Raw genomic sequence first — 25,126 nt, 5'->3', positions numbered from 1 at the left:
GCTCCGTCCGCCGCCGAACTGCGGCTCCGGCGGGCGGAGCGGACACGATCGGAGGATCGTGCACGGAAGGGACCGCGACCGCGGTGAAGCCGCCTCCACGGGACTTGGGCCTATGACCGTCTCCCTCGTGCGCGCCCCCGTGCTGGGTGCGAAGTTCGCCCTGCCCGATCCGCCGCCCGGCCTGGTGCGCCGGCAGCGGCTGACCGGGCGGCTCGACCGCGGTATACAGGGTCCTTTGACGCTGGTCACGGGGGCCGCCGGCAGCGGCAAGACCGCGCTGGTCGCCTCCTGGGCGCGGTCGCGGGCATCCTCCTCCCCCGTCGTGTGGCTGTCACTGGACGAGCAGGACACCCCGCAGAGCTTCTGGGCGCACGCCGTGGAAGGACTCCGCCGCGCCGGGGTGCCGGTCGGCGGCGACGGCGGCCGCGGCGACGGCTCCGATCCCGGCCTGCCGGTGCGGATCGCCGCCGCCCTCGAAGAGCTGCCGGCGCCGCTGGTCCTCGTCCTCGACGGCCTCGACCGGGTCCGCGGCCCGGACGCCGCCTCCGGCCTCCGCTTCGTCGTGGAGCACGCCGGTCCCGCCTTCCGGCTCGTCGTCATCGGCCGGTCCGAGCCTGCCCTGCCGCTGCACCGCTACCGTGTGGAGGGCCGGCTCGCGGAGATCGGCGGACGGGAGCTCGCCTTCACCCGCTCCGAGGCCGCCCGCCTGCTCCAGACGCAGGGCGGCCGCCCGCCGGACGAGCGCGTCGTCGACCTGCTGCTCGAACGCACCGAGGGGTGGGCGGCAGGACTGCGGCTGTGCGCCCTGGCCATGGCGCGGGCCGGGGACCCCCTCGAGTTCGCCGGCTCCGCGGCCGCTGCCCGGCAGGCCGTCTCCGACTACCTGCTGACGGAGGTGCTCGCCGTCCAGCCCGCCGCCTCCCGCGAGCTGCTTCTGCGGGCGGGGGTCCTGGGGCGGGTCCATCCCGGTCTCGCCGCCGCGCTGACGGGGCGCACCGACTGCGAGGCCGTCCTGCACGACCTGGTGCGCCGCCACGCCTTCGTCGAACCGGTGGCCGGGACGCGCTGGTTCCGGGTCCACCCCCTGTTCACGGCGGTGCTGCGCGGGCGGCTGCGCAGCCGGCAGCCCGCCTTGGAGACCCTGCTGCACCGCCGGGCCGCCCGCTGGTACGCGGCGCACTGCCGGACCGCCGAGGCGGTGGAGGAGGCGGCCGCGGGGGGCGAGTGGCCCTATGCGGCGGCGCAGGCGGTCCGGCACCTCGCTGTGGGCCCGCTGCTCGCCGGGCCGGCCGCCGCACCGCCCACCGCTGCCTCACCTCCCACCGCCGCCGTGCCGGCCGCCGCACCCGCCGAGGCCCTCGCCCGCATGCCCGAGCACACCCCCGGCGCAGCCGCAGCCCTGGTCGCCGCGGCCTGCTGCCTGGCCCGCGACGACGTGGCCGGCTGCCGGGCCAGGCTCCCCCGGGCCGAACGGGAGCTGGTGCACGAGCCGGCCGCCGGCCCGGCCGAGCTGCTCACCCTGGAGCTGCTGAGGCTGCTGTCCGCCCCCGGCCCGGCCGAGGCCGACGCGGCCGCGCGGCGCATCGCCGAGCTCGTGCTGCTGCTGCCGGGCGAGGAGCGGGCACGGCATCCCGAGATCGAGCCGCTGTGCCTGTACGGGCGCGCCCGTGCCCTGCTGTGCGACGGCCGGATCCGGGCGGCGCGGGAGGGCCTCGCCGAGGCGGTGCGGGCGTGTGCCGACGGGGCGCCGGCCCTGCTGTCCCGCTGCCTGGGCCGGCTCGCCCTCGCCGACGCCGCGGCGGGCGCCCTGTCGGCCGCGGAGGAGCACGGCACGGCATCCCTGGACGCGGCGGACCGCGGCGGCGTACCGGAGGAGAACCGCTCCGGGGCCGCCTGGCTGGCACTGGCCTCCGTCGCGGTCGAGCGGGGCGACCTGCGGACCGCGGCCGCCCACCTGGACCGCGCCGCGGACCACTCCGACACCCTGCACGACCCGGTCCTGGCGGCTGAGCGCTCCGCCCTGCGGGCCCAGCTCGAGGTCGCCGGCGGCCGCTGGCACGCGGCACTGGCCGTACTGGACGAGCCGCGGCCGCCCGGTCCGCCCGGTGCGGCCGCCCGGCTCGCCGTGGCCCACGCGGGCGCCGCCCTGGCCCACGGCGACCACGACACGGCGCTCACCGCGCTGCGGGCCGTCCCCGAGGCGCTGCCCGCGCGTACGGTGCTGCTCGCGCAGGCGCACCTGGCCGCCGGGCAGTCCGCGCAGGCGCTGCGGCTGATCGAGCGGGCCGAGGGTTCGGCGGAGGCCACGCTCCCGGACCGGGTGCGGCTCGCCCTGCTCCGCGCCCACTGCGCCCTGCTGGACGGCGACGAGGCCGCGGCCCGCGACCGGCTCCTGCACGCCCTGGACACGGCCCGGCCGGAGCTGCTCCGGCGGCCCTTCGCGGAGGCCGGCCCCTGGCTCCGGCACCTCGCGGCCGGCCTCAACGGCCACAGCAGCTCCTACGAGTGGGTCACGGCCGCCGCACCGCGCGCCGCGGACGGCATGCCGGTCGAGGAGCTCAGCCCGCGGGAGAAGGAGGTGCTGGCCCTGGTGGCGCGGATGATGTCGACCGAGGAGGTCGCCGCGGAACTCCGGCTGTCCGTCAACACCGTCAAGACGCACATGCGCGGCATCTTCCGCAAGCTGGGCGTCTCGCGCCGCCGCGACGCCGTGGAGCGCGCCCGCGACCTGCACGTCATCTGAACCCGTGTGCCCGGCCCGGCGCACCGGCCGGCCCGGGGCGAGAGGAGGCACCGCCGTGACGAGGTCCCTCACTGCCGGAGGCGGCGGCCCGGTCGCGCTCACCCCGTCGGAGCGCGCCGAGCGGGGCAAGGCGGCGCGCAGCAGCGTGCGCCGCTCGGAGCAGGCCCGGTTCGAGCCCGGCCCGGACCGGCCCGACCCGGTGGGGATCCTGCTGGAGCAGGAGGCGGCCCGGGTGCCGGAACTGGTCCCGATCCGCCGCGCCCGCATGCTGGAGTCGCCGTTCCGCTTCTACCGGGGGGCGGCCGCGGTCATGGCCCACGACCTCGGGACGGCCCCCCACACGGGGCTGGAGGTGCAGCTGTGCGGCGACGCGCACGTGCTGAACTTCGGCCTGTTCGCCTCGCCCGAGCGGTCCCTCGTCTTCGACGTGAACGACTTCGACGAGACCCATCCCGGGCCCTTCGAATGGGACGTCAAACGGCTCGCGGCCAGCCTCGCCGCGGCCGGCCGGGACAACGGCTTCGACGCCGCCGAACGCGCGGCCGTCGTCCTCGACGCGGTCCGCGCGTACCGGCTGCGGATGCAGGGCTTCTCCGGCATGCGCGTCCTCGACGTCTGGTACGCCCGGGACGACTCCGCGGACCTGCGCGCGATGGCCGCGCAGGGCGGCGGGGCCCTGCTGGCCCGCGCGGACAAGGTCTTCGCCAAGGCCCGCTCCAGGGACCACCTGCGGGCGTTCTCCAAGCTCACCCACCGAGTCGACGGGAGGCTGCGGATCGCCCCCGACCCTCCCCTCGTCGTGCCGCTGGCCGAGCTGCTGGACGGAGCCGGCCCGACCGACCTGGACACCGGCCTGCGCCGGCTCGTCGACACGTACGCGCAGAGCCTCGCGCCCGAACTGCGGGCCCTGGTCGGGCGGTTCCGGGTCGTCGACATGGCGCGCAAGGTGGTCGGGGTCGGCAGCGTCGGCACCCGCTGCTGGATCTTCCTGCTGCTCGGCCGGGACGAGAGCGACCCGCTGCTGCTCCAGGCCAAGGAGGCCGGCCCGTCCGTGCTCGCCCCGTACACCGCGCCGTCCGCGTACGACAACCAGGGGCAGCGGGTCGTGGCCGGGCAGCGGCTCATGCAGGCCGCCGGCGACATCTTCCTCGGCTGGGAGCGCCTGACCGGCCTCGACGGCCGGGAGCGCGACTTCTACGTCCGCCAGCTGCTCGACTGGAAGGGCTCCGCCACGACCGAGGGAATGTCCCCGCAGGGCATGCGGCTCCTCGCCCGGGTGTGCGGCCGCTCGCTGGCCCGCGCGCACGCCCGCTCCGGCGACCCGATCGCGATCGCCTCCTACCTGGGCGCGGCCGACACCTTCGACCGGGCGGTCGCGGATTTCGCGGAGTCGTACGCCGACCAGAACGAGCGTGACTTCGCGGCGCTCGCGGACGCCGCCCGCACGGGACGCGTCACGGCCGCGGGGGGCTGACCCCGCCGCGCGTCCGCGCGCAGGGTGCCGGTTCACCCGCCGGGGGTGATCCGCGGCGGCCGCCGCGGCCGCAGAGTCGATCCCGTCCTCATCGCCCCGCTGGGAGGAAAGCAATGGACGGTTCCGTGACTCTGGCGTACGACTATCCGGTCCTCGGCGTCTTCTGGACGACCATGTGGATCTTCCTGTGGATCATGTGGTTCTTCCTGCTGTTCCGGGTGATCAGCGACATCTTCCGCGATCACGACCTGAACGGGTGGGGCAAGGCCGCCTGGCTGGTGTTCGTGCTCATCCTGCCGTTCCTCGGCGTCCTGGTGTACGTGATCGCCAGGGGCAAGAAGATGGGCCGGCGGGAGCTCCAGCAGGTGCAGGAGCAGCAGGAGGCCATGGACGACTACATCCGGCGCACGGCCGGGAAGTCCGGCACCAGCGAGGTGGACCAGCTGGCGAAGCTGTCGGAGATCCGCGCCCGCGGCGACATCTCCGAGGAGGAGTTCCAGCGGGCGAAGGCCCGCATCCTGCAGTGACCCCGCGCGGACGGCAGGCGCTGCAGGGCGGCGAGGGCCTCGGCGGCTACCACTCGGGGTGCACCTCGTAGCTGTCGTAGCGGTGGCCGTCGGGGCCGGTCCACGGCCGGAAGCGGCCGGGGCCGCTGCCTCCGGCGGCGAACCGGACGGGCTCGCCCGTGTCATCGGTGACGATGACCGCTCCGGCCTTCTCGGCGCTGCGAAGGGCGTGGGTCCAGTGCCTGCCGCGCCGCCCGGAGCGGTAGTCGGGGGTCTTGCAGTGGGACATGGCGACCGGGGCCTCCGTTCCGCGAGGTGGGGGGCGGGATGGGGGTACGCGGAACATGTGGTGATACCCGCATCCGACCCGCCCACACCCCCGTCGGCGAAGGTCGAGCGGTCGGCCGCACGGCGCCCGCCCGCCCGCGGGTGCGGGCGGGCGGTGCGGGCGGCGGTCAGCGGCTGTCGGCGCTGGGGACGGTCAGCGGGTCGCGCGGGGCCTTCTCCTTCTCGGCCGCCATCCGCTCGCCCAGCTCCTGCAGCCGGTTGCGGCCCATGGCCTTGCGGACGTCGGGGAACCAGTCCTTCTCCTCCTCCTCGACGTGGTGGCGGACGTTCTCCATGAGGACGCTCATCTTCGCCTTGAACCGCTCGTCGGAGGGGTCCATGTCCTTCAGCTCGGAGAGCATCCACACCACCGCGTGGTGCTCCTCGACGCTCTCCAGGACGTGGTCGGATGTGTCCGGCGCCGCTTCCCGGGCGGCCGGGTAGAAGATCTGCTCCTCGATCCAGGCGTGGACGGTGAGCTCCTCGATCACGCTGTCGGCGATCTCCCGGCGCTCTTCCGTGTCCTCGTCGCCGGTCTTCTCGAAGCGCTTGAACAGCTTCTCGACGGTCTTGTGGTCCTCGCGCAGCAGCACGATCGCATCCATGGGGCTTCCCTTCGGGTCGTGTCCGTACCGAACCAACGGAACGCTCGCCGCTCTTACCCGCACGGCGGCGGCTCAGCCGCGGCTGCGCCACCGGTCTCCCGGCGGGCCGCGGCGAGCGGTCCACCGTACGCAGGCGGGGGCCGGACGGGGGCGCGGCCTGGGCCGCGCGGCGGGGTGTTTCGCCCGCGGGACGTCGATGCCGTCCGGCATGCGGCGGAGCGGCGCGCGTCCCGGGCGGGTTTGCGCCGCCGGCCGCGGGAAAGACGCCGGGTGCGCCGCGGCACCCTTCCGGCAACGGCACCTCCCGGAGCCCTCGGCGGGCGACTGCGGCGCCGCACGAACGGCAAGGCCACGCCCGCAACCGCTCAGTCCCGCGGCTGCGGCCTCCCCGGTGCCGGCCGGGCTCCCTGCCCCGACCCCCGGCCGGCACCGCGTCCCCATCCGGGGACGCCGCATCGGACCTGGGCGGCCCCCGTGGGCCGTCGGGTCCGATCGGGTTGTCCGAACGGGTGAAACACCAGCTTGCGGCACATGGGAGCCGCCCTCCGTGGGAAGGCGCGCAACCCCCGGGCGGCCGCCCGGCCGCCGCCGGGGAGGAGCTGTCGAGCCGAACGGAGGAGTGGTTCACGATGGTGTCGAGGACGAGCAGTCAGGGCGGCCCCGCCGCCCGCCCGGCGGACGGGGCTCGACGGGGGCCGTGGCAGGACTTCGACAGGGTCATGCAGGAGATGCTCGGCCTGCTCGAGACCGGTCCGGGCCGGACGCGGACGCGGACAGCCGGCGCCGGAGGCGGCGCAGCACCCACGGACACCCCGACAGGAGGCGGAGCATGAGCGCGAGCGAATCGCAGGGCAACGGCGTCTACCAGCCGCCGGCCGAAGCGGAACCCGGCGAGTTGCAGCCGGACATGGAGAACGCCCTGGACGAACCGGACCTGGACGACACGCTCGACACCGGCTACTCGCCGCCCGACCGCCCGCGGGCGGTCACCCGGTACGGCACGACCGCCGGCGAGCAGCGCGACGGGGAGACGCTGGACCAGCGGCTCGCCCAGGAGGAGCCGGAACCGGACCCTTCCGCGGAGGCGGACGGCGGGTCGGAGGCGAGCCCGGGCGAGGACCTCGCCGAGCCCGCCGGCACCGGCGGCGACGACCGCGGCGAGGACGTCACCGCCGATCCGGGCGGCGACCGGTCCACGGCGGGCCGCGAGCGCGCCGGGCGGATGACCGCCTCGGACGAGCAGATGCCGGTGCGGCACATATCCGTGGTGGCGCGGGACGCGGGGATCGACGGCGGGGCCGCCTCCGCGGAGGAGGCGGCCGTGCACGTCATCGAGACGGAGGACGAAGGACGGGACGGGGCCTGAAGGACGGGACGGGGCCTGACAGGCGGGCCCGGAAGACCGGCGGGACGCCGCTGCGCTCAGGGCAGCGGCGTCCCGCCCGTCGCGTTCAGGACCTCGGCGGTGATGTAGCTCGCCCGGGACGAGGCCAGGAAGACGTACGCGGGCGCCATCTCGGCCGGCTGCGCCGGCCGCCCCAGGGGGCTCTGCTTCCCGAACTCCTGCGGGTCCGGCATCGTCGCCGGGATCAGCGGCGTCCAGACCGGGCCCGGTGCGACCGCGTTGACCCGGATCCCGTCCTCCGCGAGCATCTGGGCCAGGCCCTGCGTGAAGGTGACGATCGCCCCCTTGGTCATGGCGTAGTCCAGCAGCGGCGGGCTCGGCTTGTAGGCCTGCACGGAGGCGGTGTTGATGATGCTGGCGCCGGCCGGCATGTGCGGCAGGGCCATCTTGCACAGCCAGAACATGGCGTACAGGTTCGTCCGCACGACCCGGTCGAACTGCTCGGTGCTGATGTGGGAGATGCCTTCCGGCTGGGCCATCTGGTAGGCGGCGTTGTTGACCAGCACGTCGATGCGCCCGAACTCGGCGGCGGCGTGCGCGATGACGGCGGCGCAGGCCTCCTCCTCCCGCAGGTCGCAGGGCACCGCCACCGCCCGGCGGCCGCTGCCCTCCACCAGGCGCATCGTGGTGTCGGCGTCCTCGGCCTCCTCCGGCAGGTACGTGAACAGCACGTCGGCCCCCTCGCGGGCGAAGGCGAGCGCCACCGCGCGGCCGATTCCGGAGTCCCCTCCGGTGACGACGGCCTTGAGCCCGAGGAGCTGGCCGCTGCCGCGGTAGGAGTCCTCGCCGTGGTCGGGCCGGGGCTCCATCGCCCGGGTGGCGCCCGGCGGCTGCTGCTCCTGCTCCGGGAAGTCGGGCCGGGGGTACAGGGTCGTCGGGTCGGGGGCCACGCCGCCGCCGGTGCCGGTGTTGGTGTCGGTCACGGGTACTCCTCCTCCGGGCCGTACGCCCGTGTCGGGAACGGGAGACACGTGGCCGCGCCTACCCGGGCCTTCGCCTCGGACACGCGGGACTCCCCTGTACGGGGGGATTGGCCGGGGGCCGACGGGGCAGGCGGATGCCCGAGGGGGGCCACGAGGCGAGGAGGATCGGCTCATGTCCACCAGCCCGAAGTCACACGTTCCGCACGGCGAGGGCCCGAGCCGGCACGAGGGCACCGAGCAGCACGGCTGGTCCGGCGACGTCGACGCGACGCACAAGCAGGACAACCCGAGTGCCCGGCGCTCCTTCGACTCCCCCGACAAGCGCCGCAAGGGCGGCTCGAAGGGCGGCCCGCCCGACACCGGGTCGCCGGTGGAGTCCCACACCCGCCGCGGCGAGGACATGGCGGGCCAGGCCCAGGAGGGCCACCACGACCTCGGCCGGCGCGGCCGGTCCGGGCGCCCCAGCGGGGCCAAGGACGACTCGGCGTTCTCGGGCGTCCGCTCCCCGGACGCGCCGAAGACACGGCGCAAGGGCTGAGCGACCGACAGCACACACGGCACGGGAAGGAGCAGGAGATGCCCCGAGGATCGTCCCCGAAGCGGGAGCGACAGTACGAGCACATCAAGGAGTCCGCGCGGGACCGCGGCGAGTCGGAGAAGCGGGCCGAGGAGATCGCCGCGCGGACGGTGAACAAGGAGCGTGCCCGCTCCGGCGAGTCGAAGACCGCCAGCCGGTCCTCCACGCAGGACATGTCCTCGTCCAAGCGGGGCGGACAGCGGTCGCACAGCGGCTCGGAGGGCCCCACGAAGGAGCAGCTGTACAACGAGGCGAAGAAGAAGGGCATCAAGGGCCGCTCGCAGATGGACAAGGCCGAGCTGCAGCGGGCCCTGGACCGCTGAACCGGCCGCCCCGTGACCAGGCTGCGCACGAGTGACCCGCACCGGCCCGGATGGCAGCGGGTGCGCCACGGCCGGGGGTTCCGCTACCTCGACGCCGCAGGCGCCCCGCTGGCCGCCGGGCAGCGGGAGCGGGTCCGCCGGCTGGCCATCCCGCCCGCATGGACCGCGGTGTGGATCTGCCCCTGGCCCAACGGCCACATCCAGGCGATCGGCACCGATGCGGCGGGCCGCCGCCAGTACCTGTACCACGAGGCGTTCCGCGAGCAGCGCGACGCGGCCAAGCACGAGCACGTGCGCCGCGTCGCGCGCAGCCTGCCGCGCCTGCGCCAGGCCGTCGAGGAGGACCTCGCGGGCCGCGGCCTCGGCCGGGACCGGGTCCTGGCGTGCGCGGCGCGCCTGCTGGACCTGGGCTTCTTCCGGATCGGCGGGGAGCGGTACGCCCGCGACAACGAAAGTCACGGCCTGACCACCCTGCTGCGCGAGCACGCCCGGTGCAGCCGCGGGGAGGTCTGCCTGGACTTCCCCGCGAAGTCCGGCCGCCACGTGGTGCGGGCGCTGGTCGACGATGCGGCCCTGGCCGTCGTGCGGGCGCTGCTGCGCCGGCAGGAGCCGGGCCCCCGGCTGTTCGCGTACCGGGAGGGCCGCACCTGGCGCGAGGTGCGGGCCGCGGACCTGAACGCCTACCTGCAAAAGCGGTCCGGGCGGGACATCACGGCCAAGGACTTCCGGACCTGGCACGCCACGGTCCTCGCCGCGGTCGCCCTCGCCGTGTCGGCCCGTACGGCGAACGGCTCGCAGGCCGTCCGCAAGCGGGCCGCGGCGCGGGCGGTGCGGGAGGTCAGCGAGTACCTGGGCAACACCCCGGCCGTGTGCCGTGCCTCCTACATCGATCCGCTGGTCTTCGAGCGGTACGAGGACGGCGTCACCATCGCGTCCGCGCTGGGGCGGCTCGGCGAGGACGCGGAACTCGGCACGCCGGCCACCCGCGGCGCGGTCGAGCGGGCAGTCCTGCGCCTGCTCGGCGGCTGACCGCCGCGGCCGGCCGGGCCGGCGGCCGTCACGGCCAGGACGGTTCCCGGCGGGGGACGACGACCACCTCGGGGACCGCGCTGCCGCCCGGCACGGACAGCGCGTACATGACGGTGTCGGCGACGATGTCGGGGCTCTGCAGCATCGACACGTCCGCGTCGGGGAAGCGGTCCATGATGAACGCGGTCTCCATGCCGCCGGCGATGACGCCCGTGACGCCGATGCCCAGGCAGTCGCGCTGCGCCTCCTTGAAGAGGGTGTGGGTGAAGGCGCGCAGGCCCGTCTTGCTGGCCGCGTAGGGGCCGGCCTCCGTCCAGGTGCGGTTGGCGGCGGTGGAGAGGATGTTCACGATGTGGCCGCCGCCGCGGGCCACCATCCGGCGGTACGCCTCCAGGCACAGGTACATCGGGCCCAGCAGGTTGGTGGACACCACGCGGGTGACCTCGTCCGCCGTGAGGTGCTCGGCGGACTTCGTCACGTCCACGGCGGCGCAGTTCACGAGCACGTGGAGTTCCTCGCCGGACTCGTCGAGGGTGCGGAAGGCGTCCGCGGCCTGTGCCGGGTCCCGCACGTCGAGGTCCAGGTGGCGGGCCTGCCCGCCGCGGGCCGTGAGGTCCTCGCAGAGGCCCTCGGCGAGGTCGCGCCGCACGTCGGCCACGAGCACCCGGGCTCCCGCGGCCGCCAGCCGGCGGCAGATCGCGGCGCCCAGGCCGCGCGCCCCGCCGGTCACCAGTGCCTGCCTGCCGAGCAGGTCGAGGGGCGAGGAGCTGTCCATCGCGGTCACACGCCTTTCGTCGCGGTACACCGGCCGCCGGGCGTACGCGGGCGCGGCCCGGCGGTGTCTGCGCCTCCACTGTGCGGGGCAGGGCCGGGGCGGGCACGCCGGGCTGCGCCGCCCGTGCACCGGCCGGGCGCCGCCGGGTCGGTGTGAGCAAACCCACCCGGCCCCCAACGGGCCCTGTGGGCGGGCGGATTCGGGGGCCGGTGACGGCGGTCACGCCCCCCTCGCGGAGCCGGTCTGCCAGCATGGGCCGAACGGGACGATTCCCCCGGTGCCCGCACCGCGACCATGCGGTGCGGGCGCCGGCCGCGCCGAGACGCCGGATCCGCCCGTGACCCGTCCTGGCCCCGTTCCCCGGTACCGCTGTGTCTACCTCTGCTTCCCCGGCGCGCTCCGCCGCGCCCTCCCCCGCCGCGCCCGCCTCCGCCCCCGCGCCTGCCGGCGCGCCCGGCGACCGCTCGCCGTGGCGCGCCCTGCGCCACCGCGGGATGCGCTGGTGGGCCGCCGCCAACTTCGTCTCCAACGCAGGGACCTGGACCCAGCTGACGGTGCAGAACCTGCTGGTGCTCCAGATCACCGGCTCGGCCGCCCTCACCGGCCTGTCGGTGTCCCTCCAGGCGGCCCCCGGACTGCTCCTCGGCCTGGCCGGCGGGTCCCTCGTCGACCGGTTCCCGCACAAGGTGACCGCCGCGGTCTGCCAGGCCCTGCTGGGCGTGGTCGCCTTCACGACCTGTCTGCTCGTCGCCCTCGGCCTGCTGAACCTGCCGGTGCTGCTGGCCCTGGCCGTGGTCACGGGCGTCGTCGCGACCGTCGACGGGCCCGCCTGCGCGCTCCTCGGAAACGACCTGGTCCCCGCGCGGGACGTGCCGTCCGCCATCGGGGTCGGGTCGCTGGTGCACAGCGCGGGCCGACTCGTCGGGGCGGCGCTGGCCGGTGTGACGGTCGCGGCGTTCGGCACGGCCGCCGCGTACGCCGTCAACGGGCTCTCCTTCCTCTTCGTGGCCTGCGTCATCCCCTTCCTGCGCCCGGCTCCCGGCGCGGAGCAGCACGCCGCGCCGGCCGCGGGCGGGGCTTCCGGGGACGGGGCGGAGCCCGCCGCGGGCATGCGGGCCGGGCTGCGGTACTTCCTCGGCCGGCGCCGGCTGGTCGCCCTCGCCGGTCTCAACGGCATCAGCGCCCTCTTCGGCCGGAACTACTCGCTGACGCTGGTCGTGCTCGTCACCGGCCCGCTCGCCGGGGACGCCGCCTCCTTCTCCGCGGTGTCCACGGTCCTCGCCGCGGGCGGCATCATCGGCGCGGTCCTCGGGGCGCGGCTGCGGCTCCCCGGCGTCCGGCTCGTCGCCGCACTCACCGTGCTGGGAGCCCTCCTGCAGATCCTCGCAGGCCTGTCGCCGTCGCTGGCGGTGCTGCTGGTGCTGGTCCTGCCGATGGCCGTCGCCGAGTCCGTCGGCGACACGGCCCAGTCGACGCTGCTGCAGACCGACCCGCCGGCGCGCATGCGGGGCCGGGTGCTCGGCGCCTGGTCCACGGTGCGCACGGGCTGGGGGCTAGCCGCGCCGCCCGTGCTGGGTCTGCTGATGGAGCAGCTCGGGGTGCGGGCCGCGCTGGTCTCCGGCGGCCTCGTCATCGCCGCGGCCGTCGGCGCCGGCTGGCTGGCCCGCCGCCGCACCGCCCGCCGCACCGCGCCGGTCGCGCCGGTCAGGGCCGCGTGCCCCGTAGCGGCGGTCTCCCCGCCGGCGGTGGCCGCGGCCGCCTGATCCCGGCCGGGCAGCCGTCAGGCCCTGGCCGGCGGCTCGGGGAGGGCCCGTACGGCTGCCAGGGCCTCGGCGGCGGAGATCCGCAGCAGCCGGGGGTCGGTCAGCCTTCCGTGGGCGTCGCCCGGGCGCAGGGGGTCGTCGTCCGGCGAGGGATGCCACAGCACGCGGTGGGGGCCGTCGGGCGGGGGTCCCCACAGGCGGGGCGCGACCGGCCCGAACAGGACGACGGAGGGGGTGCGCAGCGCGGAGGCGAGGTGGGCCACGCCGCTGTCCCCCGCCACCACGCAGCGGGCGTGCGCGACGAGCGCGGCGAGCCGGCCGAACGGCAGGTCCCGTTCTCCGCCGGCGACCGCATCGGGCGCGAGGCCCGCGTACGCGGCGACGCGGCGGGCGAGCGGGCCTTCGCCGCGGCCCGCGACGACCACGACGCGGTGCCCGTCCCGGGCCAGGGCGCGGCCCACGGCGGCGAACCGCTCGGCCGGCCAGCGGCGGGCCGGGGCGTCGGCGCCGGGGTGCAGGACCACCGCGCCGGGCGCCGGCGAGGGCTCGTCGGGGAGCGGGAGGGCGAGGTCGCCGGGGTCGGCGTGGAGGCCGTACCAGCGGAGCATGCGGCACCACCGGTCGCGTTCGTGCTCGTCGGGGCGCCAGCGCGGCCCGGGCGCCTGCGGGCGGTCGGGGGGTGCGAAGACGAGCAGGCGGCGCGGCCGCAGGCCGGCGAGCAGCATCCGGGAGGGCGGGCCGCACCCGTGCAGGTCGACGGCGACGTCGGGCGGGGGGCCGGGCCAGGGCAGGGCCGTCGGCACACCGCGCCCGGGGGCGTGCGCGGGCAGCAGCCGGTCCACGGTGCCGAGGGCCCGCACGGCGTCGGCGAGGCGCTCCGGAGCCGCCAGGACCAGTTCGTGCCCGGGCAGGGCGTTCCGCAGGGCGCGCAGCGCCGGGACGGCGGTCAGCAGGTCGCCGAGGCCCAGCGCCCGCAGCACGGCGGCCCTGGGCGGTGTGGCGCGCCGCAGCCGGCGGGGCGGTGGCGGGGACGGGTGTGCGGCCGGGCCGGTCGCGGCGGGGGCCGCGGCCGGCCCGGCGGGCGGCGGGGCGGCCCTCACGGGACGCCGGCCCCGGCCTGCCCGGCCGCCGAGGCGCGCGCCGCGCGCCTGGCCAGGCCGGTGGTGGAGCGCCCGTCGAGGTAGGGCAGGACGACGGCCTGCCCGCCCCACGCCCGCACCTGGGCCGCCTCCGGCAGGTCGTCGACCGCGTAGTCGCCGCCCTTGACCCAGATGTCGGGCCGCAGCAGGGACAGCACCTCGGCGGGGGTGTCCTCCTCGAAGGGGAGGACCGCGTCCACGCTGCCGAGCGCCTGCAGCACCCGGGTCCGGTCGGCGAGCGGTGTCAGCGGGCGGCCCGGCCCCTTGAGCCGGCTCACGGACGCGTCGGAGTTCAGGCAGACGACCAGGCAGTCCCCGATCCGGCGGGCGCTGTCCAGCAGGCCGACGTGGCCGGCGTGCAGCAGGTCGAAGCAGCCTCCGGTCGCCACGACCGTGCCGCCGCGCGCCCGGACCTCCCGTACGAGGGCCAGGGCGTCGGAGCCGTCGGGCGCGGCGGGGGCCGGGTCGGGCCGCCGCCACAGGGCCGCCTTGGAGGCGCCCCCTGCGGCCACGAACGCGGCCGCCTCGGTGACGGCGTGCCAGACGGCCTCCTCGGGGAGGGCGCCGTCGGCGAGGGCGGCGGCGGTGTGCGCGGCGAAGCAGTCGCCGGCGCCGCAGGTGTCCCCGTACGCCCGGAAAGGCGGGGGCACGAGCAGCGGGGCGTCCGCGTGGGGGCGGGTCAGCAGGGCGCCGCGCTCGCCGAGGGTGACGGCCACGGAGGCGGCCTGCCAGCGGGCGGCGAGCAGCGCGCCGCGGCGTGCGTACGCGCCGAGGGACGTGCCGCTGCCCTCCTCTGGGCACAGGGCGCGGGCCTCGGCGGCGTTGGGGGTGACCAGGCGGGCGCAGGGGACGGGCGGCCCGCCGCGCGGGTGGGGGTCCCACACCAGCGGCACCCGGTGCGCGGCCCGGGCGAGCAGGGGCCGCAGGGCATCGGCGGTGCCGCGGCCGTAGTCGGCGACGAGGACGGTGTGCGCCGCGGCGAGCAGTTCGTCGCACTCCCCGGTGGCGGGCCCGGCGCGGCCGCCGCCGCGGTCGATGCGGACCACGGGGCGCCCGGAGGCCAGGACGCGCGTCTTGACCGGGAGCGTGCCCGACAGGGGCAGCTCCACGAGCCGGATCCGGCCCCGCAGGGCCTCGCGGACGCGGCGGCTCGCGCCGTCCCTGCCGAGCGCGGTGACCAGGACGACCTCGCGCCCGGAGCGGGCGGCGGCCAGCGCGGCGGCGAGTCCTGCGCCGCCGGGCCGGGAGCGGTCGGAGGCGACGTCGACGACGGGGACGGGCGCATCGGGTGCGAGGCGGTCGGCGGCCCCGTCGATGTCCCGGTCGAGGAGGACGTCGCCGACGACGACGAGGGGGGCCTGTGCGGAGGACGCGGTCACGGCGTCCTCCCGGTCACGGGCACGGCGGGGAGGGGCCGGCCGTCGGCCGCGCCGGCGGGGCGTGCTGCGGCGGTCCGGCGGACGCGGGCGGCGGCCCGGCCGGTGCCGGGGCTCCGCGGCGTCGCGGCGGTCTCCCGGTCCAGTGCCTCGTCGAAGGCCTCGCAGAGCAGGTGCACGGCGACCAGGTGGACCTCCTGGACGGTGGCGCTGGTGTCGGCGTCGATGCACAGCGCCTCGTCGCAGGCGTCGGCGAGCGGGTTGGGTGCGGGGCCGGTCAGGGCCCACGCCCGCAGGCCGTGCTCGCGGGCCGCGGCGGCCGCCGACAGGAGGTTGTCGCTGCGGCCGGACGTCGACAGGAACAGGGCGACGTCGCCCGGCCGGCCGTGGGCGGCGACCTGCCGGGCGAAGACGTGGTCGTAGCCGTAGTCGTTGCCGATGGCCGTGACGCTGGAGGTTTCGGCGTGCAGGGCGATCGCGGAGAAGGGGGGCCGCTCGCGGCGGTAGCGGCCGACGAGTTCGGCGGTCAGGTGCTGGGCCTGCGCGGCGCTGCCGCCGTTGCCGGCGGCGAGCAGCCGGGCGCCGGCGGGCAGGGCGCGGGCGAGTTCGCCGGCCCACCGTTCGAGGAGGCCGGTGCTGTCGCGGCACATCCGCTCCAGGGCGGCCTGCAGGGAGGTGCAGTGGGCTCGGACCGCCGTCGGGGGCGGCGAGCCGGGGCGCGCGGAGCCCTCGGGCTCGCGCTGCGTGCGGGGGTGGGGGTTCATGGTGGGGGCCGGCCCGCGGGACGCGGTCGGCCTCACCTCCTTCCGGACGCGGCGGACGGTTCAGGCGGGCGCGGGGCGGCGTACGCCGAGGGCGGCTGCGGCGGGCCGGGAGCGGCGTTCCAGGACCGACCGGTACGAGGCCTCGGTGGCGGCGGCGACGCGGTCCCAGCCGTACCGGGCGACGGCGCGGCGGCGGGCTTCCTTCCCGTACGCGGCCCGCAGCAGCGGGGCGGCCAGCAGCCGGGACACGGCGCGGGCCAGGGCGGCGGGGTCGCCGGGCGGCACCAGCAGCCCGGTCTCCCCGTGGACGACCGTGTCGAGCTGGCCGCCGACGGCGCTGGCGACGACCGGCCGGCCGCACGCCATGGCCTCAAGCGGGACGATGCCGAAGGGCTCGTAGTCCGCGGGGCAGAGCACCACGTCGGCGCTGCGCAGCACGGCGGGGACGTCGGCGCCGCCGAGGCCGCCGGCGAAGCGGACCCGGTCGGCGACCCCGGCCTGCCGGGCGGCGGCGCGCAGCCGGGCGACCTCGGGGTCGCGGTCCAGGTGCTCGGCGGGCGGTCCGCCGACGACGACGAGTTCGGCGCCGGGAAGCCGGGACAGGGCGGCGATGGAGACGGCCGCGCCCTTGCGGGGTACCAGGCGGCCGAGCTGCAGCAGCCGGTACGGGTGCGCCGGGTCCCGGGGGGCGGCCGGGCCGTCGGGGTGGAAACGCGCGGGGTCGACGCCGCACGGCACGACGTCGGCGCGGTCCTCGGGGACGCCCATCCGGATCAGCTCGCCCACCTCGTCGCGGCATGTGGCGAGGACCCGGTCGCAGCGCAGCCCGATGTCGCGCTCCCACGGGATGCGCTGGGCGGGGCTGGTGTCGGCGGCGCCCTGGTGGCGCCGCTTGACGGTGCCGAGGGCGTGGTAGGTGTGCAGCAGGGGGACGCCGAGCACGCCGGCCGCGGTCAGGGAGGCGACCCCGGACATCCAGTAGTGGGAGTGCACGACGTCCGGCGGGCCGGCCCGCCATTCGGCCAGCAGCCGGCTGCCGAAGGCGCCCATGTGCGGGAGCAGTTCGTCCTTGGGCACCGGCTGCGGCGGACCGGCGTCGACGTGGTGCACCCGCACTCCGGGGCGGAGCTCCGCGGTGTCGGGCAGGTCGCGGCAGTCGCGCCGCGTGTGGACGGTGACGCGGTGGCCCCGGTCGGCGAGGGCGCCGGCCAGGCAGGCGACGTGGACGTTCTGCCCGCCCGCGTCGGCGGTGCCGAGCGCGGCCAGCGGGCTGGCGTGCTCGGAGACCAGGGCGATCGACAGCGGGCGGCCGCGGTCGGGTCGGGCGGGGGGCGTCATGACCGTACCTCCGTGAGCAGGTGCTCCCAGTCGGACAGGAAGCGTTTGAGGCCGTACCGGTCGAGTGCGGCCCGGCGGGCGCGGGCGCCGTCCTCCGCGGCGGCTTCCGGTTCGTTCAGGTAGTGGCGGGCCGCCAGGGCCAGCTCCTCGGGGCGGGTCGACAGGGTGCCCGTACCGGGCGGAACGGCGGCCGAGGCCTCCGTGGTGGCCAGCGCCACCACGGGCATGCCGAGGTGCATGGCCTCCAGCAGGGACAGGCCGAGGGAGGTCCAGCGGACGGGGTGCAGGTACAGGCGCCGCTCGGCCATGGCGGTGTGCAGCAGCGCCTGGGGCAGGTCCCGGCCGCGGCAGCGCTCCGGGTCCAGCCCGAGGTGCTCGGCGAGTCCTTCGGTGCGCATGCCGAACACGTCGAGCGGGGCGGCCTCGCTGAGGCCGGGCAGCAGGTCGGTGCCGGTGTACCGGCCGCGCCGGACGGGGTCGTTGACGACGACGGCGGCGCGGGCCAGCCGGCCGGTGTAGCGGTGGCCCGGGTCGACGATGCCGTGCTCGATCACCCGGGTGCGGGTGCTGCCGCAGTCCCAGAACAGCCGGTTGAAGTGGGTGACGTGGACGAGGACGGTGTCGTCGCGGTCGGCCGCGGGGTGCCTGGTGCAGGGCACCGGGCCGTCGGGGGCGTTGTGCTCCAGGTAGACGGCCGGCACGTCCCGGCCGGGCCGGCGGCCGCCGAGCCACTCCTCGGCGAGCCGCCACTCGTGCGGGCGCTGGAGCACGACCACGTCGACGGGGGTGTCGGCGAGCTGCCCGGGGGTCACCTCGCGGACCGAGCCGGGCCAGTCGAAGGTGCGGGCGCGGCCGAGGCCGTCCGGGCCGCGGTCGGGGGTGACGGGCACCAGGTAGGTGTGCGGGCCCTGGACGAAGGCGGTGGTCCAGGAGCCGTGCACGTGCCACAGGAGGATGTTCACCGTGCTGCTCCTAGGTCGTGGGCGGCTGCGCGGCGGACGCCGGCTCTTCCGCGGCCGGGTGCGGCGCCGAGGAGGGCTGCCACGGCCGCGAGGACCTCCTCGTCCCGTACGGAGTCCAGGCAGGGGTGGCCGGGCACCGGGCAGGTGCGGGCGCGGGTCGCGGCGCAGGCCGCCTGCTGGTCGCCGAGCAGGACGTGCGGGACGCCGTACGGGCGCCAGCGCTCGGCCGGCACGACGGGGGCGAACAGGCAGGCCACGGGGGTGCCGACGGCGCTGGCCAGGTGGGCGGGGCCGGTGTTGCCGGTGACGACCGCCCGGGCCCCGGCCAGCACTCCGGCGAGTTCGTGCAGGTCGCGGGTGCCGCCGCCGAGGTCGAGGGCGTGCCTGCCGGCGACGCGGGCGGTCAGCTCCCGCTCGGCGGGCCCGCCGGTGACCACCACGCGGTGCCCCGCGTCGTGCAGCGCCGCGACCGCTCGGGCGGCCCGTTGGGGGCTCCACGCCCGGGCGGGGACGGCCGCTCCGGGGTGGACGACGAGGTAGGGGTCGGGGCCGGTGAGGCCGACGGTCTCGGGCGGCTCCAGGATCCCCAGCGCACCGTCGTCGCCTGCGGGCAGCGGGTAGCCGAAGTCCCGCGCCAGGTCGAGGGCGGCTTCCGCCTCGTGCCTGCCGGGCCGGCGGCGGTGGCGCAGGGAGAGCAGGGAGCCGGGGTAGTCGGTGCAGTCGGCGGCGGTGTCCCCGATCCCGGCGAGCGCCAGGAGCAGGGCCGCCGGCAGGGGGCTCTGGTGGTGGGAGACGAGGACCAGCGCCCGGTCGAAGCGGTCGGCGGCGAGCGCGTCCAGCAGCAGGTCGCACTCCTCGCGGGAGGTCCGCGGCGGGGCGAATCCCACCCACGCCGCGTGGTGGACGAGGACCCGGTCGACGCCGGGGAGCAGCGCGGCGGCGGGTGCGCCCTGGGGGCCGCACAGCATGGCCGTGTAGGAGGAGCCGGCCGCGACGGCGCGGACGGCGGGGCCGGACAGGAGGACGTCGCCGGCGCTGTCGAGGCGCACCACGAGGGTGCGCGGGGCCCTCACCACGGGTCACCGCCGGGGTGGGAGGCCGCCCGGCGGGGCGCCGGCTCGCGGCGCAGGGCGAGGTCGAGCGCGAGGCGTACGGCGGCCAGCAGGTCGGGGGCGGTGTGGCGGGCGGCCCCCACCTCCTGGGGGCGGGTCGCCGGGGTGGGTACGAGGACGGCGAGCGCGCCGGCGGCTCGGGCGGCGTCCTCGTCGGCTCCGATGTCGCCGATGACGACCGTGCGGCGGGGGTCCGCACCGAGGGCGGTGCAGGCGGCGAGGACGAGGCCGGGCGCCGGCTTGCGGCAGCGGCAGCCGTCCTCGGGCCGGTGCGGGCAGACGGCCCATGCGCCGAACGGGCCGAGCAGGGCGTCGACGCGGTCCGCGACGGCGCGGACCTGGTGGTGGGTCAGGAGGCCGCGGCCGACTCCGGACTGGTTGCTGACGACGCCGGTGGGCACGCCCAGCCGGCGCAGCACCGCCACGGCCTCGCGCGCGGTCGGCACGGGCCGGACCAGGCGGGGGTCGCCGTTGTAGGGGACGTCGGCGACGAGGGTGCCGTCGCGGTCGAAGAGGACGGCCTGGGGCAGGCCGTCGTGCGCGGGGCCGGCCGCCGGAGGCCCCGTCCACAGCCATGGTCCGCCCGGGCCGCGGTCGGGGAGCGCCGCGGGGGCCGGGGTGCGGGCGGTCACGGCGCACCCGCCGGGGCGGCTGCGGTCCGCCGCCCCTCCGGGGCGGGCGCCGGCGGGGGGCCGGCTGCGGGGGTGGGCGGCACCCGCCGGTGCGCGGCGAGGCCGCGGGCCCAGTGCCAGGCGGCCGCGGGCGGGATCAGGACGCTCGTCACGGCCATGGTGAGGACCTCGTCCCGGGTACGGGGCCCGGGCGCGATCCGGGCCGCGGCGAACTCGGCGGTGCCGGCGAGCCAGGCGGCCGCGCACCAGGCGGCGGCGCGGCGGCGGCCGAGGAGCGCGCACACCGCGGACGCGCAGGCGGCGGCGGTGACGGCGAGGTGCGCGGGGCGGCGGCCGAGCGGGGCCGCGGCCCGGCGCCGCCAGCCGCGGCCGTGGAGCCGGTCCATGAGGACGTCGTCGGCGTTGCCGGCCTGGGTGCGGACCGAGATCCAGCGGTCCGCGGGCCGGACGGGGTGCCGGGTGAGGCGGGTGCCCTCGGCGAGGGTCCAGCCGCCGGCCACAAGGCGCAGGGCCAGGTCGGCGTCCTCGCGGAACGCCCGCCGGAACCGCTCGTCGAAGCCGTCGGCGGCGCGCAGGGCGGCGGTGCGGAAGGCCATGTCCGCGGTGATCCAGCGGGCGGTGGCCAGGCCGGCGGTGCAGCGCTCCCAGTCGGTGGGGCGGCGGTCCTGCGGCAGGGGCACCTCGATCCGGGCGGTGACGGCCGCGGTCCCGGGACCGGCGGCCGCGAGGTCGCGGTCGAGGGCCTCGGCCCAGTCGGGGCCGGGCACCACGTCGTCGTCGAGGAAGACCACCCAGGGGACGGAGCCCGCGGCCCGCCAGCCGGCGTTCCGGGCGGCGGCGGGGCCGCGGGCGGTCCCGGGCACGAGGAGGGTCCGTGAAGCCAGCGCGTCGGGGACCTCCAGGGGCGGGAGGGTGCCGCCGGGGCCCGGGCGGTCGTGGACGACGACGACACGGCCGGGGCCGGGGCCGCGGGCGGCGGCCAGGGCCTCCAGGCACGCGGTCAGCTGCGGGCGGCCGACCGTGGGGATGACGACGGCATAGCGGGGCGCGGGTCCGGTCACGCGGACCACCCCTCGGGGGACGTGCGGAACATCGCGCCCCGGCGGACGGCGTACGGGCCGATGGCGAGCAGGTCGACCGGCGAGGAGCCGAAGCACTCCAGGGCGTCGCGCGGGTCGTCGACCATCGGCCGGCCGGCGGTGTTGAGGCTGGTGTTGACGACGACGGGCAGCCCGGTGAGCCGCTCGAAGGCCTCCAGCATGCGGGCGACGAGGGGCTCGCGGGCCGCGTCGACGGTCTGGATGCGGGCGGTTCCGTCGACGTGGACGACGGCCGGGATCCGCTCGGCCCAGCCCGGCCGCACGTCGTGGACGAACAGCATGTACGGGCTGGGGAGCGGGCCGTCGAAGAGCTCGGCGGCCCGGTCGGCGAGGACCATCGGGGCGACCGGCCGGAACTGCTCGCGGCCCTTGACGTCGTTGAGCCGTTCGAGGTTGCCGGCGTGCCCGGGATGGGCGAGCAGCGAACGGTGCCCGAGGGCGCGCGGCCCGTATTCGGAGCGGCCCTGGAACCAGGCGACGACGGCGTTGTCGGCGAGGGCCTCCGCGACGGCGACCGCGATGTCCGGGGGACGCTCGAAGGGGACGCCCGCCGACTTCAGCCAGGCACCCAGCTCGGCGTCGGACCATTCGCGGCCGAGGTCGGCGCCGTCCATCGGGCCGGGGTCGTCGCCGGCGCCGGCGGCCACGAGGAGGGCTGCGCCCAGCGCCGTTCCGGCGTCACCCGCCGCGGGCTGGACCCACACCCGGTCGAACGGGCCCTCGCGGGCGATCCGCGAGTTGGCCACGCAGTTGAGGGCGACGCCGCCGGCCAGGGTGAGCGTCCGGTCGCCGGTGCGGCCGTGGAGCCAGCGCACCAGGTCGAGCAGGGTCTCCTCCAGCACGGCCTGCGCGGAGGCGGCGGTGTCGGCGTGGTCGCGCGTCCACGGCTCGTCGGGGCCGCGCGGCGGGCAGAACTCGTGCCAGGGGACGGCCGTCGCCCGGAAACCGCCGTCACCGGTCGGGTGGACGTGGCGCCGCAGCTCGGGCAGCATCCGCGGCGTGCCGTACGAGGCGAGGGCCATCACCTTGAACTCGTCGGAGGAGCGCAGGAATCCGAGGTGGGCGGTGAGCTCCTCGTACACGAGGCCGAGGGAGTGGGGGAGTTCCTGCGCGCAGAGCGGCTCCAGGGAGGCTCCGGTGCGCCGGGCCGCGAGGTGGGAGGCGCGCTCGCCGCGGCCGTCGAGGACGAGGACGGAGCTGCGCTCGGCCCGGTCGGCGGCGAACGCGGCGGAGGCGGCGTGGGCCATGTGGTGGGGGACGAAGCGGACCTTGGCGGGGTCCAGGCCGGGCAGGGCGGACGCCAGGAAGCCGGGGGCTTCGCGGGCGTAGGTCTGGCGGAGGTGGTCCCAGGGGTCGTCCAGTCCCATGGCGTCGGCCGGGCGGGCGAGCTGCGGGTCGTAGGAATAGGCGACGGCGTCGAGGTCCTCCGGGCGGAGGCCGGCCTTGCGCAGGCACCAGCGGGCGGATTCGACGGGGAGTTCCCACGCGGAGAACGGCACGGGCCGCTTGCCGTGTTTGCGTCTGCTGAACCGCTCCTCTTCGGCGGCGGCCACGGTCCGGCCGTCGACGACGAGCGCGGCTGCGGGGTCGTGGAAGAGGGCGTTGATGCCGAGGACGCGCATGGCTGACCGTCCTTCAGGTTCCGGAGGGACTCGGCGTGGAGCGGCGGTCCGGGCTGTTGTTGCGGGCCCGGAACCAGGCGATGGTCCGCCGCAGGCCGTCCGCCATGTCGGTGCGCGGCTCCCACTGGAGCTTGCCGCGTGCGAGCGTGATGTCCGGGCAGCGGACCGCCGGGTCGTCGACGGGGCGGGCGATGAAACGTATCTGCGAAGCGGAGCCGGTGAGTTCGATGATGCGGCGGGCCAGGTCCAGCATGGTGATCTCGTCCGGGTTGCCGATGTTGACGGGGCCGCGCATGCCGTGGGCGGCCGCGGCGAGGATCCCGGCGACGGTGTCGTCGACGTAGCACAGGGAGCGGCTCTGCCGGCCGTCGCCGGTCACGGTGAGCGGCTCGCCGTCGAGGGCCTGGCGGACGAACGTGGGGACGGCGCGCCCGTCGTGGCCGCGCATTCCGGGCCCGTAGGTGTTGAACAGCCGGACGATGCACGTGTCGGTGCCGTGGGCGGCGCTGTGCGCGGTGGTGAGCGCCTCGCCGAACCGTTTGGCCTCGTCGTACACGCTGCGCGGCCCCACCGGGTTGACGTTGCCCCAGTAGGCCTCGCTCTGCGGGTGCTCGTGCGGGTCGCCGTACACCTCGGAGGTGGAGGCGAGGACGAACCGGGCGCCGCTGCGGCGGGCCAGCTCCAGGGCGTTGCGGGTGCCGAGGCTCCCGGCGTCCAGGGTGTGCAGCGGCAGCCGGAGGTAGTCGGCGGGGGACGCCGGGGAGGCCAGGTGCAGCACCAGGTCGGGCGGACGGTCGACGGTGAACGGCCGGCTGACGTCGACCCGGCGCAGCGTGAAGCCCGGGTGGTCGTGCAGGTCGGCCGTGTTGTCGGGCAGGCCGGTGCTGAAGTCGTCGAGGCACGTAACGTCGGTGCCTTGGGCGAGGAGGGCGGCGCACAGGTGCGAGCCCACGAAGCCCGCGCCGCCGGTGACGACGGCATGCCTCCAGCGGGGGTCCGGCAAGGGTGCCATGGGGGGTCTCCTCGGGGTCGGGCGCGGGGCCGGCCGGTACGGCTGCGGCCCCGGCGTGCCGTACGGCACGAGGCGCCGGGCGGGGCCGCGAGCGGCCCTGCCCCACACTGCCCGCCCCACCCGCCCGCGGCACGGCGGGTGCGGCATCCGGGTGAGACGACGGCCCGGCGACCTGCGCCTCCGGCGGCGGGGCGGTTTCGCTCGAGGGCTGGCCGCGGCCGGGGGACCTCGGCGTGAGCTGCCCCGCCGGGCAGGCTGTCCGCTTTGCGAAACACTCCCGACGGCCGACGGTGCCCAGCCGCCCCGGGCGGGAGCGGGACGACTCGGCGCCGGGGCGGCGGGGGGGGGAATCCGAGGACCCGGCGTCGGAGAGGCGACAGCGGGAGCAGGGCGGGAGGCCGACGACCCGGCACCAGAGAAGCGACAGCGGCGGCGCAGTGGCGGAAGCCCGGGATCCGGGGCGTCGGGGAGACGGCGGTAGCCGGGGATCCGGGGCCGGGTAAACAGCGGTAGCCGAGGATCCGGGGCCGGGTAAACAGCGGTAGCCGAGGATCCGGGGCGTCGGGGAGACGGCGGTAGCCGGATTGGCGGGGGCAGACGACTCGGTGTCGGTGTCGTGCTGGGGGCGTCCCGTCAGCGCATTGTCCTTCCGGCGCGGGCCGGCCCGTCAAGGGCGCTCCCTGCGGTCGCGTCGCTCCGCGATGGCCTGACGGCCACCCTTGACAGGCCGACCCACACCGGAAAGACAAAGAGCTGCCGAACAACGCAATCCATGGCGGGCCATCAGGGAGCGCGCTCTTCCGCTCCGGCAGCCCCTTTCGCCCCACCCGCATCATCAGACCCGTCGGCGGAGAACCAGGGCGCCGTCCCTGCACGAAATGGCGCCTGGAGTCTCATCGGGAGACAGCAGCGCCCCAGATCGCTACACGCCCCCGTCTGCTCGGCGTCCGGCCGCCGCCCGGGGCCGCGAAGCGCCCAAGACCGCCACACGGCGTGCCTGCTCAGCGCCTGACCGCCACCGAGGGCCGCGAAGCGCCCCAGACCGCCACATGGCCGTGCCTGCTCAGCGCCTGACCGCCATCGAGGGCCGCGAAGCGCCCCAGACCGCTGCGCGCTTCGGCATTACGCGGCGGACGGCCGCCCTCGGTCACGAAGCACCCCGGTTTGCCCCGTTCTCGTCACGTCTCGGCGCCTGACCGCCGCGGTGGTGGGCCGCGAAGCGCCCAGATCGCTGCTCGACTCGTTGCTTTCGGCGGCTGAAGGCCGTCGGGGCGCGAAGCGCCCCCACCTCGCTGCCCTCTCCTACCATCTCGGCTACAGACGGCAAGCAGGCAGCGTCAGCGCTGCCCACACCTGCAATCCGGCGGTCAGCCGCCGAGCAGGCGGCGCCCCTGTAGGGATCTGACGCGCCGCCCGGCCCCGGACGGCCACCAGACGCCGAGCAAACCCGGGCCACGTAGCGATCTGGGGCGCTTCCGTCTCCGGATGATGCTCTGGTCGTCCTTTCGTGCGGCCACCGCCTCCCGGCCGCCGAAAAGGCCCCCAGATCCGGGTCTGGGCGGGGGAACGGCCGGGCCCCGGCACTGAGCGGGACCTGCTGATGCCGGTGGGGCGAAAGG

At 77.1% G+C, this 25,126-nt stretch carries 22 protein-coding genes; 8 read left to right on the top strand and 14 right to left on the bottom strand.

Features of this window, described 5'->3' with window-relative positions:
* Positions 1–112 precede the first annotated feature (112 nt).
* From IE170_RS31195 to IE170_RS31185, 3 genes are all read left to right on the top strand, one after another.
* Complete coding sequence (locus tag IE170_RS31195; protein WP_189812837.1) at positions 113–2,743, top strand: winged helix-turn-helix domain-containing protein; 2,631 nt, start codon at positions 113–115, stop codon at positions 2,741–2,743.
* Between the two features lie 55 nt (positions 2,744–2,798).
* Positions 2,799–4,217 (top strand): DUF2252 domain-containing protein, encoded by a 1,419-nt coding sequence (locus tag IE170_RS31190; protein WP_189812836.1) that lies wholly within the window; start codon positions 2,799–2,801, stop codon positions 4,215–4,217.
* Between the two features lie 113 nt (positions 4,218–4,330).
* A complete protein-coding gene (locus IE170_RS31185; RefSeq protein ID WP_189812835.1) occupies positions 4,331–4,744 on the top strand; it encodes an SHOCT domain-containing protein in 414 nt (137 codons plus the stop codon).
* A 46-nt stretch (positions 4,745–4,790) separates the two neighbouring features.
* Here the strand turns inward: IE170_RS31185 and IE170_RS31180 are convergent, their stop codons facing one another.
* Positions 4,791–5,012 (bottom strand): hypothetical protein, encoded by a 222-nt coding sequence (locus tag IE170_RS31180; RefSeq protein ID WP_125543256.1) that lies wholly within the window; start codon positions 5,010–5,012, stop codon positions 4,791–4,793.
* A 166-nt stretch (positions 5,013–5,178) separates the two neighbouring features.
* Positions 5,179–5,655, bottom strand: a complete 477-nt coding sequence (locus IE170_RS31175) for a hemerythrin domain-containing protein (RefSeq protein WP_189812834.1) — start codon at positions 5,653–5,655, stop codon at positions 5,179–5,181.
* Between the two features lie 829 nt (positions 5,656–6,484).
* On the opposite strand from IE170_RS31175, the gene IE170_RS31170 reads away from it, so the two are divergent.
* The gene (locus IE170_RS31170; RefSeq protein ID WP_189812833.1) at positions 6,485–7,021 is read left to right on the top strand and encodes a DUF5709 domain-containing protein; all 537 of its coding nucleotides are present in this window, start codon (positions 6,485–6,487) and stop codon (positions 7,019–7,021) included.
* A gap of 56 nt (positions 7,022–7,077) precedes the next feature.
* Here IE170_RS31170 and IE170_RS31165 read toward each other — a convergent pair whose 3' ends face one another.
* A complete protein-coding gene (locus IE170_RS31165) occupies positions 7,078–7,983 on the bottom strand; it encodes an SDR family oxidoreductase (protein WP_308428446.1) in 906 nt (301 codons plus the stop codon).
* Positions 7,984–8,155: 172 nt separating this feature from the next.
* On the opposite strand from IE170_RS31165, the gene IE170_RS31160 reads away from it, so the two are divergent.
* The 3 genes from IE170_RS31160 to IE170_RS31150 are packed head-to-tail and all read left to right on the top strand — an operon-like array spanning position 8,156 to position 9,912.
* Entirely contained in the window at positions 8,156–8,521 is a 366-nt protein-coding gene (locus IE170_RS31160; protein WP_189812832.1) for a hypothetical protein, read from the top strand.
* A 38-nt stretch (positions 8,522–8,559) separates the two neighbouring features.
* A complete protein-coding gene (locus tag IE170_RS31155) occupies positions 8,560–8,883 on the top strand; it encodes a plasmid stabilization protein (RefSeq protein ID WP_189812831.1) in 324 nt (107 codons plus the stop codon).
* 12 nt (positions 8,884–8,895) lie between these two features.
* On the top strand, positions 8,896–9,912 hold the full coding sequence (locus IE170_RS31150) for a DNA topoisomerase IB (RefSeq protein WP_189812830.1): 1,017 nt from the start codon (positions 8,896–8,898) through the stop codon (positions 9,910–9,912).
* Positions 9,913–9,940: 28 nt separating this feature from the next.
* Here IE170_RS31150 and IE170_RS31145 read toward each other — a convergent pair whose 3' ends face one another.
* A complete protein-coding gene (locus IE170_RS31145; protein WP_189812870.1) occupies positions 9,941–10,687 on the bottom strand; it encodes an SDR family oxidoreductase in 747 nt (248 codons plus the stop codon).
* Positions 10,688–11,058: 371 nt separating this feature from the next.
* On the opposite strand from IE170_RS31145, the gene IE170_RS31140 reads away from it, so the two are divergent.
* A complete protein-coding gene (locus IE170_RS31140; RefSeq protein ID WP_189812829.1) occupies positions 11,059–12,450 on the top strand; it encodes an MFS transporter in 1,392 nt (463 codons plus the stop codon).
* Positions 12,451–12,467: 17 nt separating this feature from the next.
* Here the strand turns inward: IE170_RS31140 and IE170_RS31135 are convergent, their stop codons facing one another.
* Genes IE170_RS31135 through IE170_RS31090 form a run of 10 tightly spaced genes read right to left on the bottom strand, consistent with a single transcriptional unit; the run spans position 12,468 to position 23,507 of the window.
* The gene (locus IE170_RS31135) at positions 12,468–13,550 is read right to left on the bottom strand and encodes a glycosyltransferase family 9 protein (protein WP_373299085.1); all 1,083 of its coding nucleotides are present in this window, start codon (positions 13,548–13,550) and stop codon (positions 12,468–12,470) included.
* Complete coding sequence (rfaE2, locus tag IE170_RS31130; protein ID WP_189812828.1) at positions 13,547–14,968, bottom strand: D-glycero-beta-D-manno-heptose 1-phosphate adenylyltransferase; 1,422 nt, start codon at positions 14,966–14,968, stop codon at positions 13,547–13,549. Before rfaE2 ends, IE170_RS31135 begins: the two co-directional genes overlap by 4 nt.
* A complete protein-coding gene (locus tag IE170_RS31125) occupies positions 14,965–15,729 on the bottom strand; it encodes a D-sedoheptulose-7-phosphate isomerase (protein WP_189812868.1) in 765 nt (254 codons plus the stop codon). The genes rfaE2 and IE170_RS31125 overlap by 4 nt, the downstream gene beginning before the upstream one ends.
* Before the next feature lie 60 nt (positions 15,730–15,789).
* Entirely contained in the window at positions 15,790–17,067 is a 1,278-nt protein-coding gene (locus tag IE170_RS31120) for a glycosyltransferase (protein ID WP_189812827.1), read from the bottom strand.
* Positions 17,064–18,029 (bottom strand): glycosyltransferase, encoded by a 966-nt coding sequence (locus IE170_RS31115; protein ID WP_189812826.1) that lies wholly within the window; start codon positions 18,027–18,029, stop codon positions 17,064–17,066. Before IE170_RS31115 ends, IE170_RS31120 begins: the two co-directional genes overlap by 4 nt.
* Positions 18,026–19,102 carry a glycosyltransferase family 9 protein gene (locus IE170_RS31110; RefSeq protein WP_189812825.1) on the bottom strand — a complete coding sequence of 359 codons (1,077 nt, stop codon included), beginning with the start codon at positions 19,100–19,102 and terminating at the stop codon, positions 18,026–18,028. The genes IE170_RS31115 and IE170_RS31110 overlap by 4 nt, the downstream gene beginning before the upstream one ends.
* Complete coding sequence (locus IE170_RS31105; RefSeq protein ID WP_189812824.1) at positions 19,099–19,773, bottom strand: D-glycero-alpha-D-manno-heptose-1,7-bisphosphate 7-phosphatase; 675 nt, start codon at positions 19,771–19,773, stop codon at positions 19,099–19,101. The genes IE170_RS31110 and IE170_RS31105 overlap by 4 nt, the downstream gene beginning before the upstream one ends.
* Positions 19,770–20,834 (bottom strand): glycosyltransferase family 2 protein, encoded by a 1,065-nt coding sequence (locus tag IE170_RS31100; RefSeq protein ID WP_189812823.1) that lies wholly within the window; start codon positions 20,832–20,834, stop codon positions 19,770–19,772. The genes IE170_RS31105 and IE170_RS31100 overlap by 4 nt, the downstream gene beginning before the upstream one ends.
* The gene (locus IE170_RS31095) at positions 20,831–22,495 is read right to left on the bottom strand and encodes a carbamoyltransferase family protein (protein ID WP_189812822.1); all 1,665 of its coding nucleotides are present in this window, start codon (positions 22,493–22,495) and stop codon (positions 20,831–20,833) included. The genes IE170_RS31100 and IE170_RS31095 overlap by 4 nt, the downstream gene beginning before the upstream one ends.
* Before the next feature lie 13 nt (positions 22,496–22,508).
* Positions 22,509–23,507, bottom strand: a complete 999-nt coding sequence (locus tag IE170_RS31090) for an NAD-dependent epimerase/dehydratase family protein (protein ID WP_189812821.1) — start codon at positions 23,505–23,507, stop codon at positions 22,509–22,511.
* Positions 23,508–25,126: the final 1,619 nt, after the last annotated feature.

The organism is Streptomyces toxytricini, from assembly GCF_014649915.1.
GTDB lineage: Bacteria > Actinomycetota > Actinomycetes > Streptomycetales > Streptomycetaceae > Streptomyces > Streptomyces toxytricini.
Note: the sequence above shows the minus strand (reverse complement) of the source record. Positions and strands in the feature narration are given on the sequence as shown.

What these genes read in the sequence shown, in the direction of transcription:
- IE170_RS31195 (WP_189812837.1), top strand. Translation starts at nt 113, where the DNA reads ATGACCGTCTCCCTCGTGCGCGCCCCCGTGCTGGGTGCGAAGTTCGCC.
- IE170_RS31185 (WP_189812835.1), top strand. Translation starts at nt 4,331, where the DNA reads ATGGACGGTTCCGTGACTCTGGCGTACGACTATCCGGTCCTCGGCGTC.
- IE170_RS31180 (WP_125543256.1), bottom strand. Translation starts at nt 5,012, where the DNA reads ATGTCCCACTGCAAGACCCCCGACTACCGCTCCGGGCGGCGCGGCAGG.
- IE170_RS31175 (WP_189812834.1), bottom strand. Translation starts at nt 5,655, where the DNA reads ATGGATGCGATCGTGCTGCTGCGCGAGGACCACAAGACCGTCGAGAAG.
- IE170_RS31170 (WP_189812833.1), top strand. Translation starts at nt 6,485, where the DNA reads ATGAGCGCGAGCGAATCGCAGGGCAACGGCGTCTACCAGCCGCCGGCC.
- IE170_RS31160 (WP_189812832.1), top strand. Translation starts at nt 8,156, where the DNA reads ATGTCCACCAGCCCGAAGTCACACGTTCCGCACGGCGAGGGCCCGAGC.
- IE170_RS31155 (WP_189812831.1), top strand. Translation starts at nt 8,560, where the DNA reads ATGCCCCGAGGATCGTCCCCGAAGCGGGAGCGACAGTACGAGCACATC.
- IE170_RS31145 (WP_189812870.1), bottom strand. Translation starts at nt 10,687, where the DNA reads ATGGACAGCTCCTCGCCCCTCGACCTGCTCGGCAGGCAGGCACTGGTG.
- IE170_RS31125 (WP_189812868.1), bottom strand. Translation starts at nt 15,729, where the DNA reads ATGAACCCCCACCCCCGCACGCAGCGCGAGCCCGAGGGCTCCGCGCGC.
- IE170_RS31120 (WP_189812827.1), bottom strand. Translation starts at nt 17,067, where the DNA reads ATGACGCCCCCCGCCCGACCCGACCGCGGCCGCCCGCTGTCGATCGCC.
- IE170_RS31095 (WP_189812822.1), bottom strand. Translation starts at nt 22,495, where the DNA reads ATGCGCGTCCTCGGCATCAACGCCCTCTTCCACGACCCCGCAGCCGCG.
- IE170_RS31090 (WP_189812821.1), bottom strand. Translation starts at nt 23,507, where the DNA reads ATGGCACCCTTGCCGGACCCCCGCTGGAGGCATGCCGTCGTCACCGGC.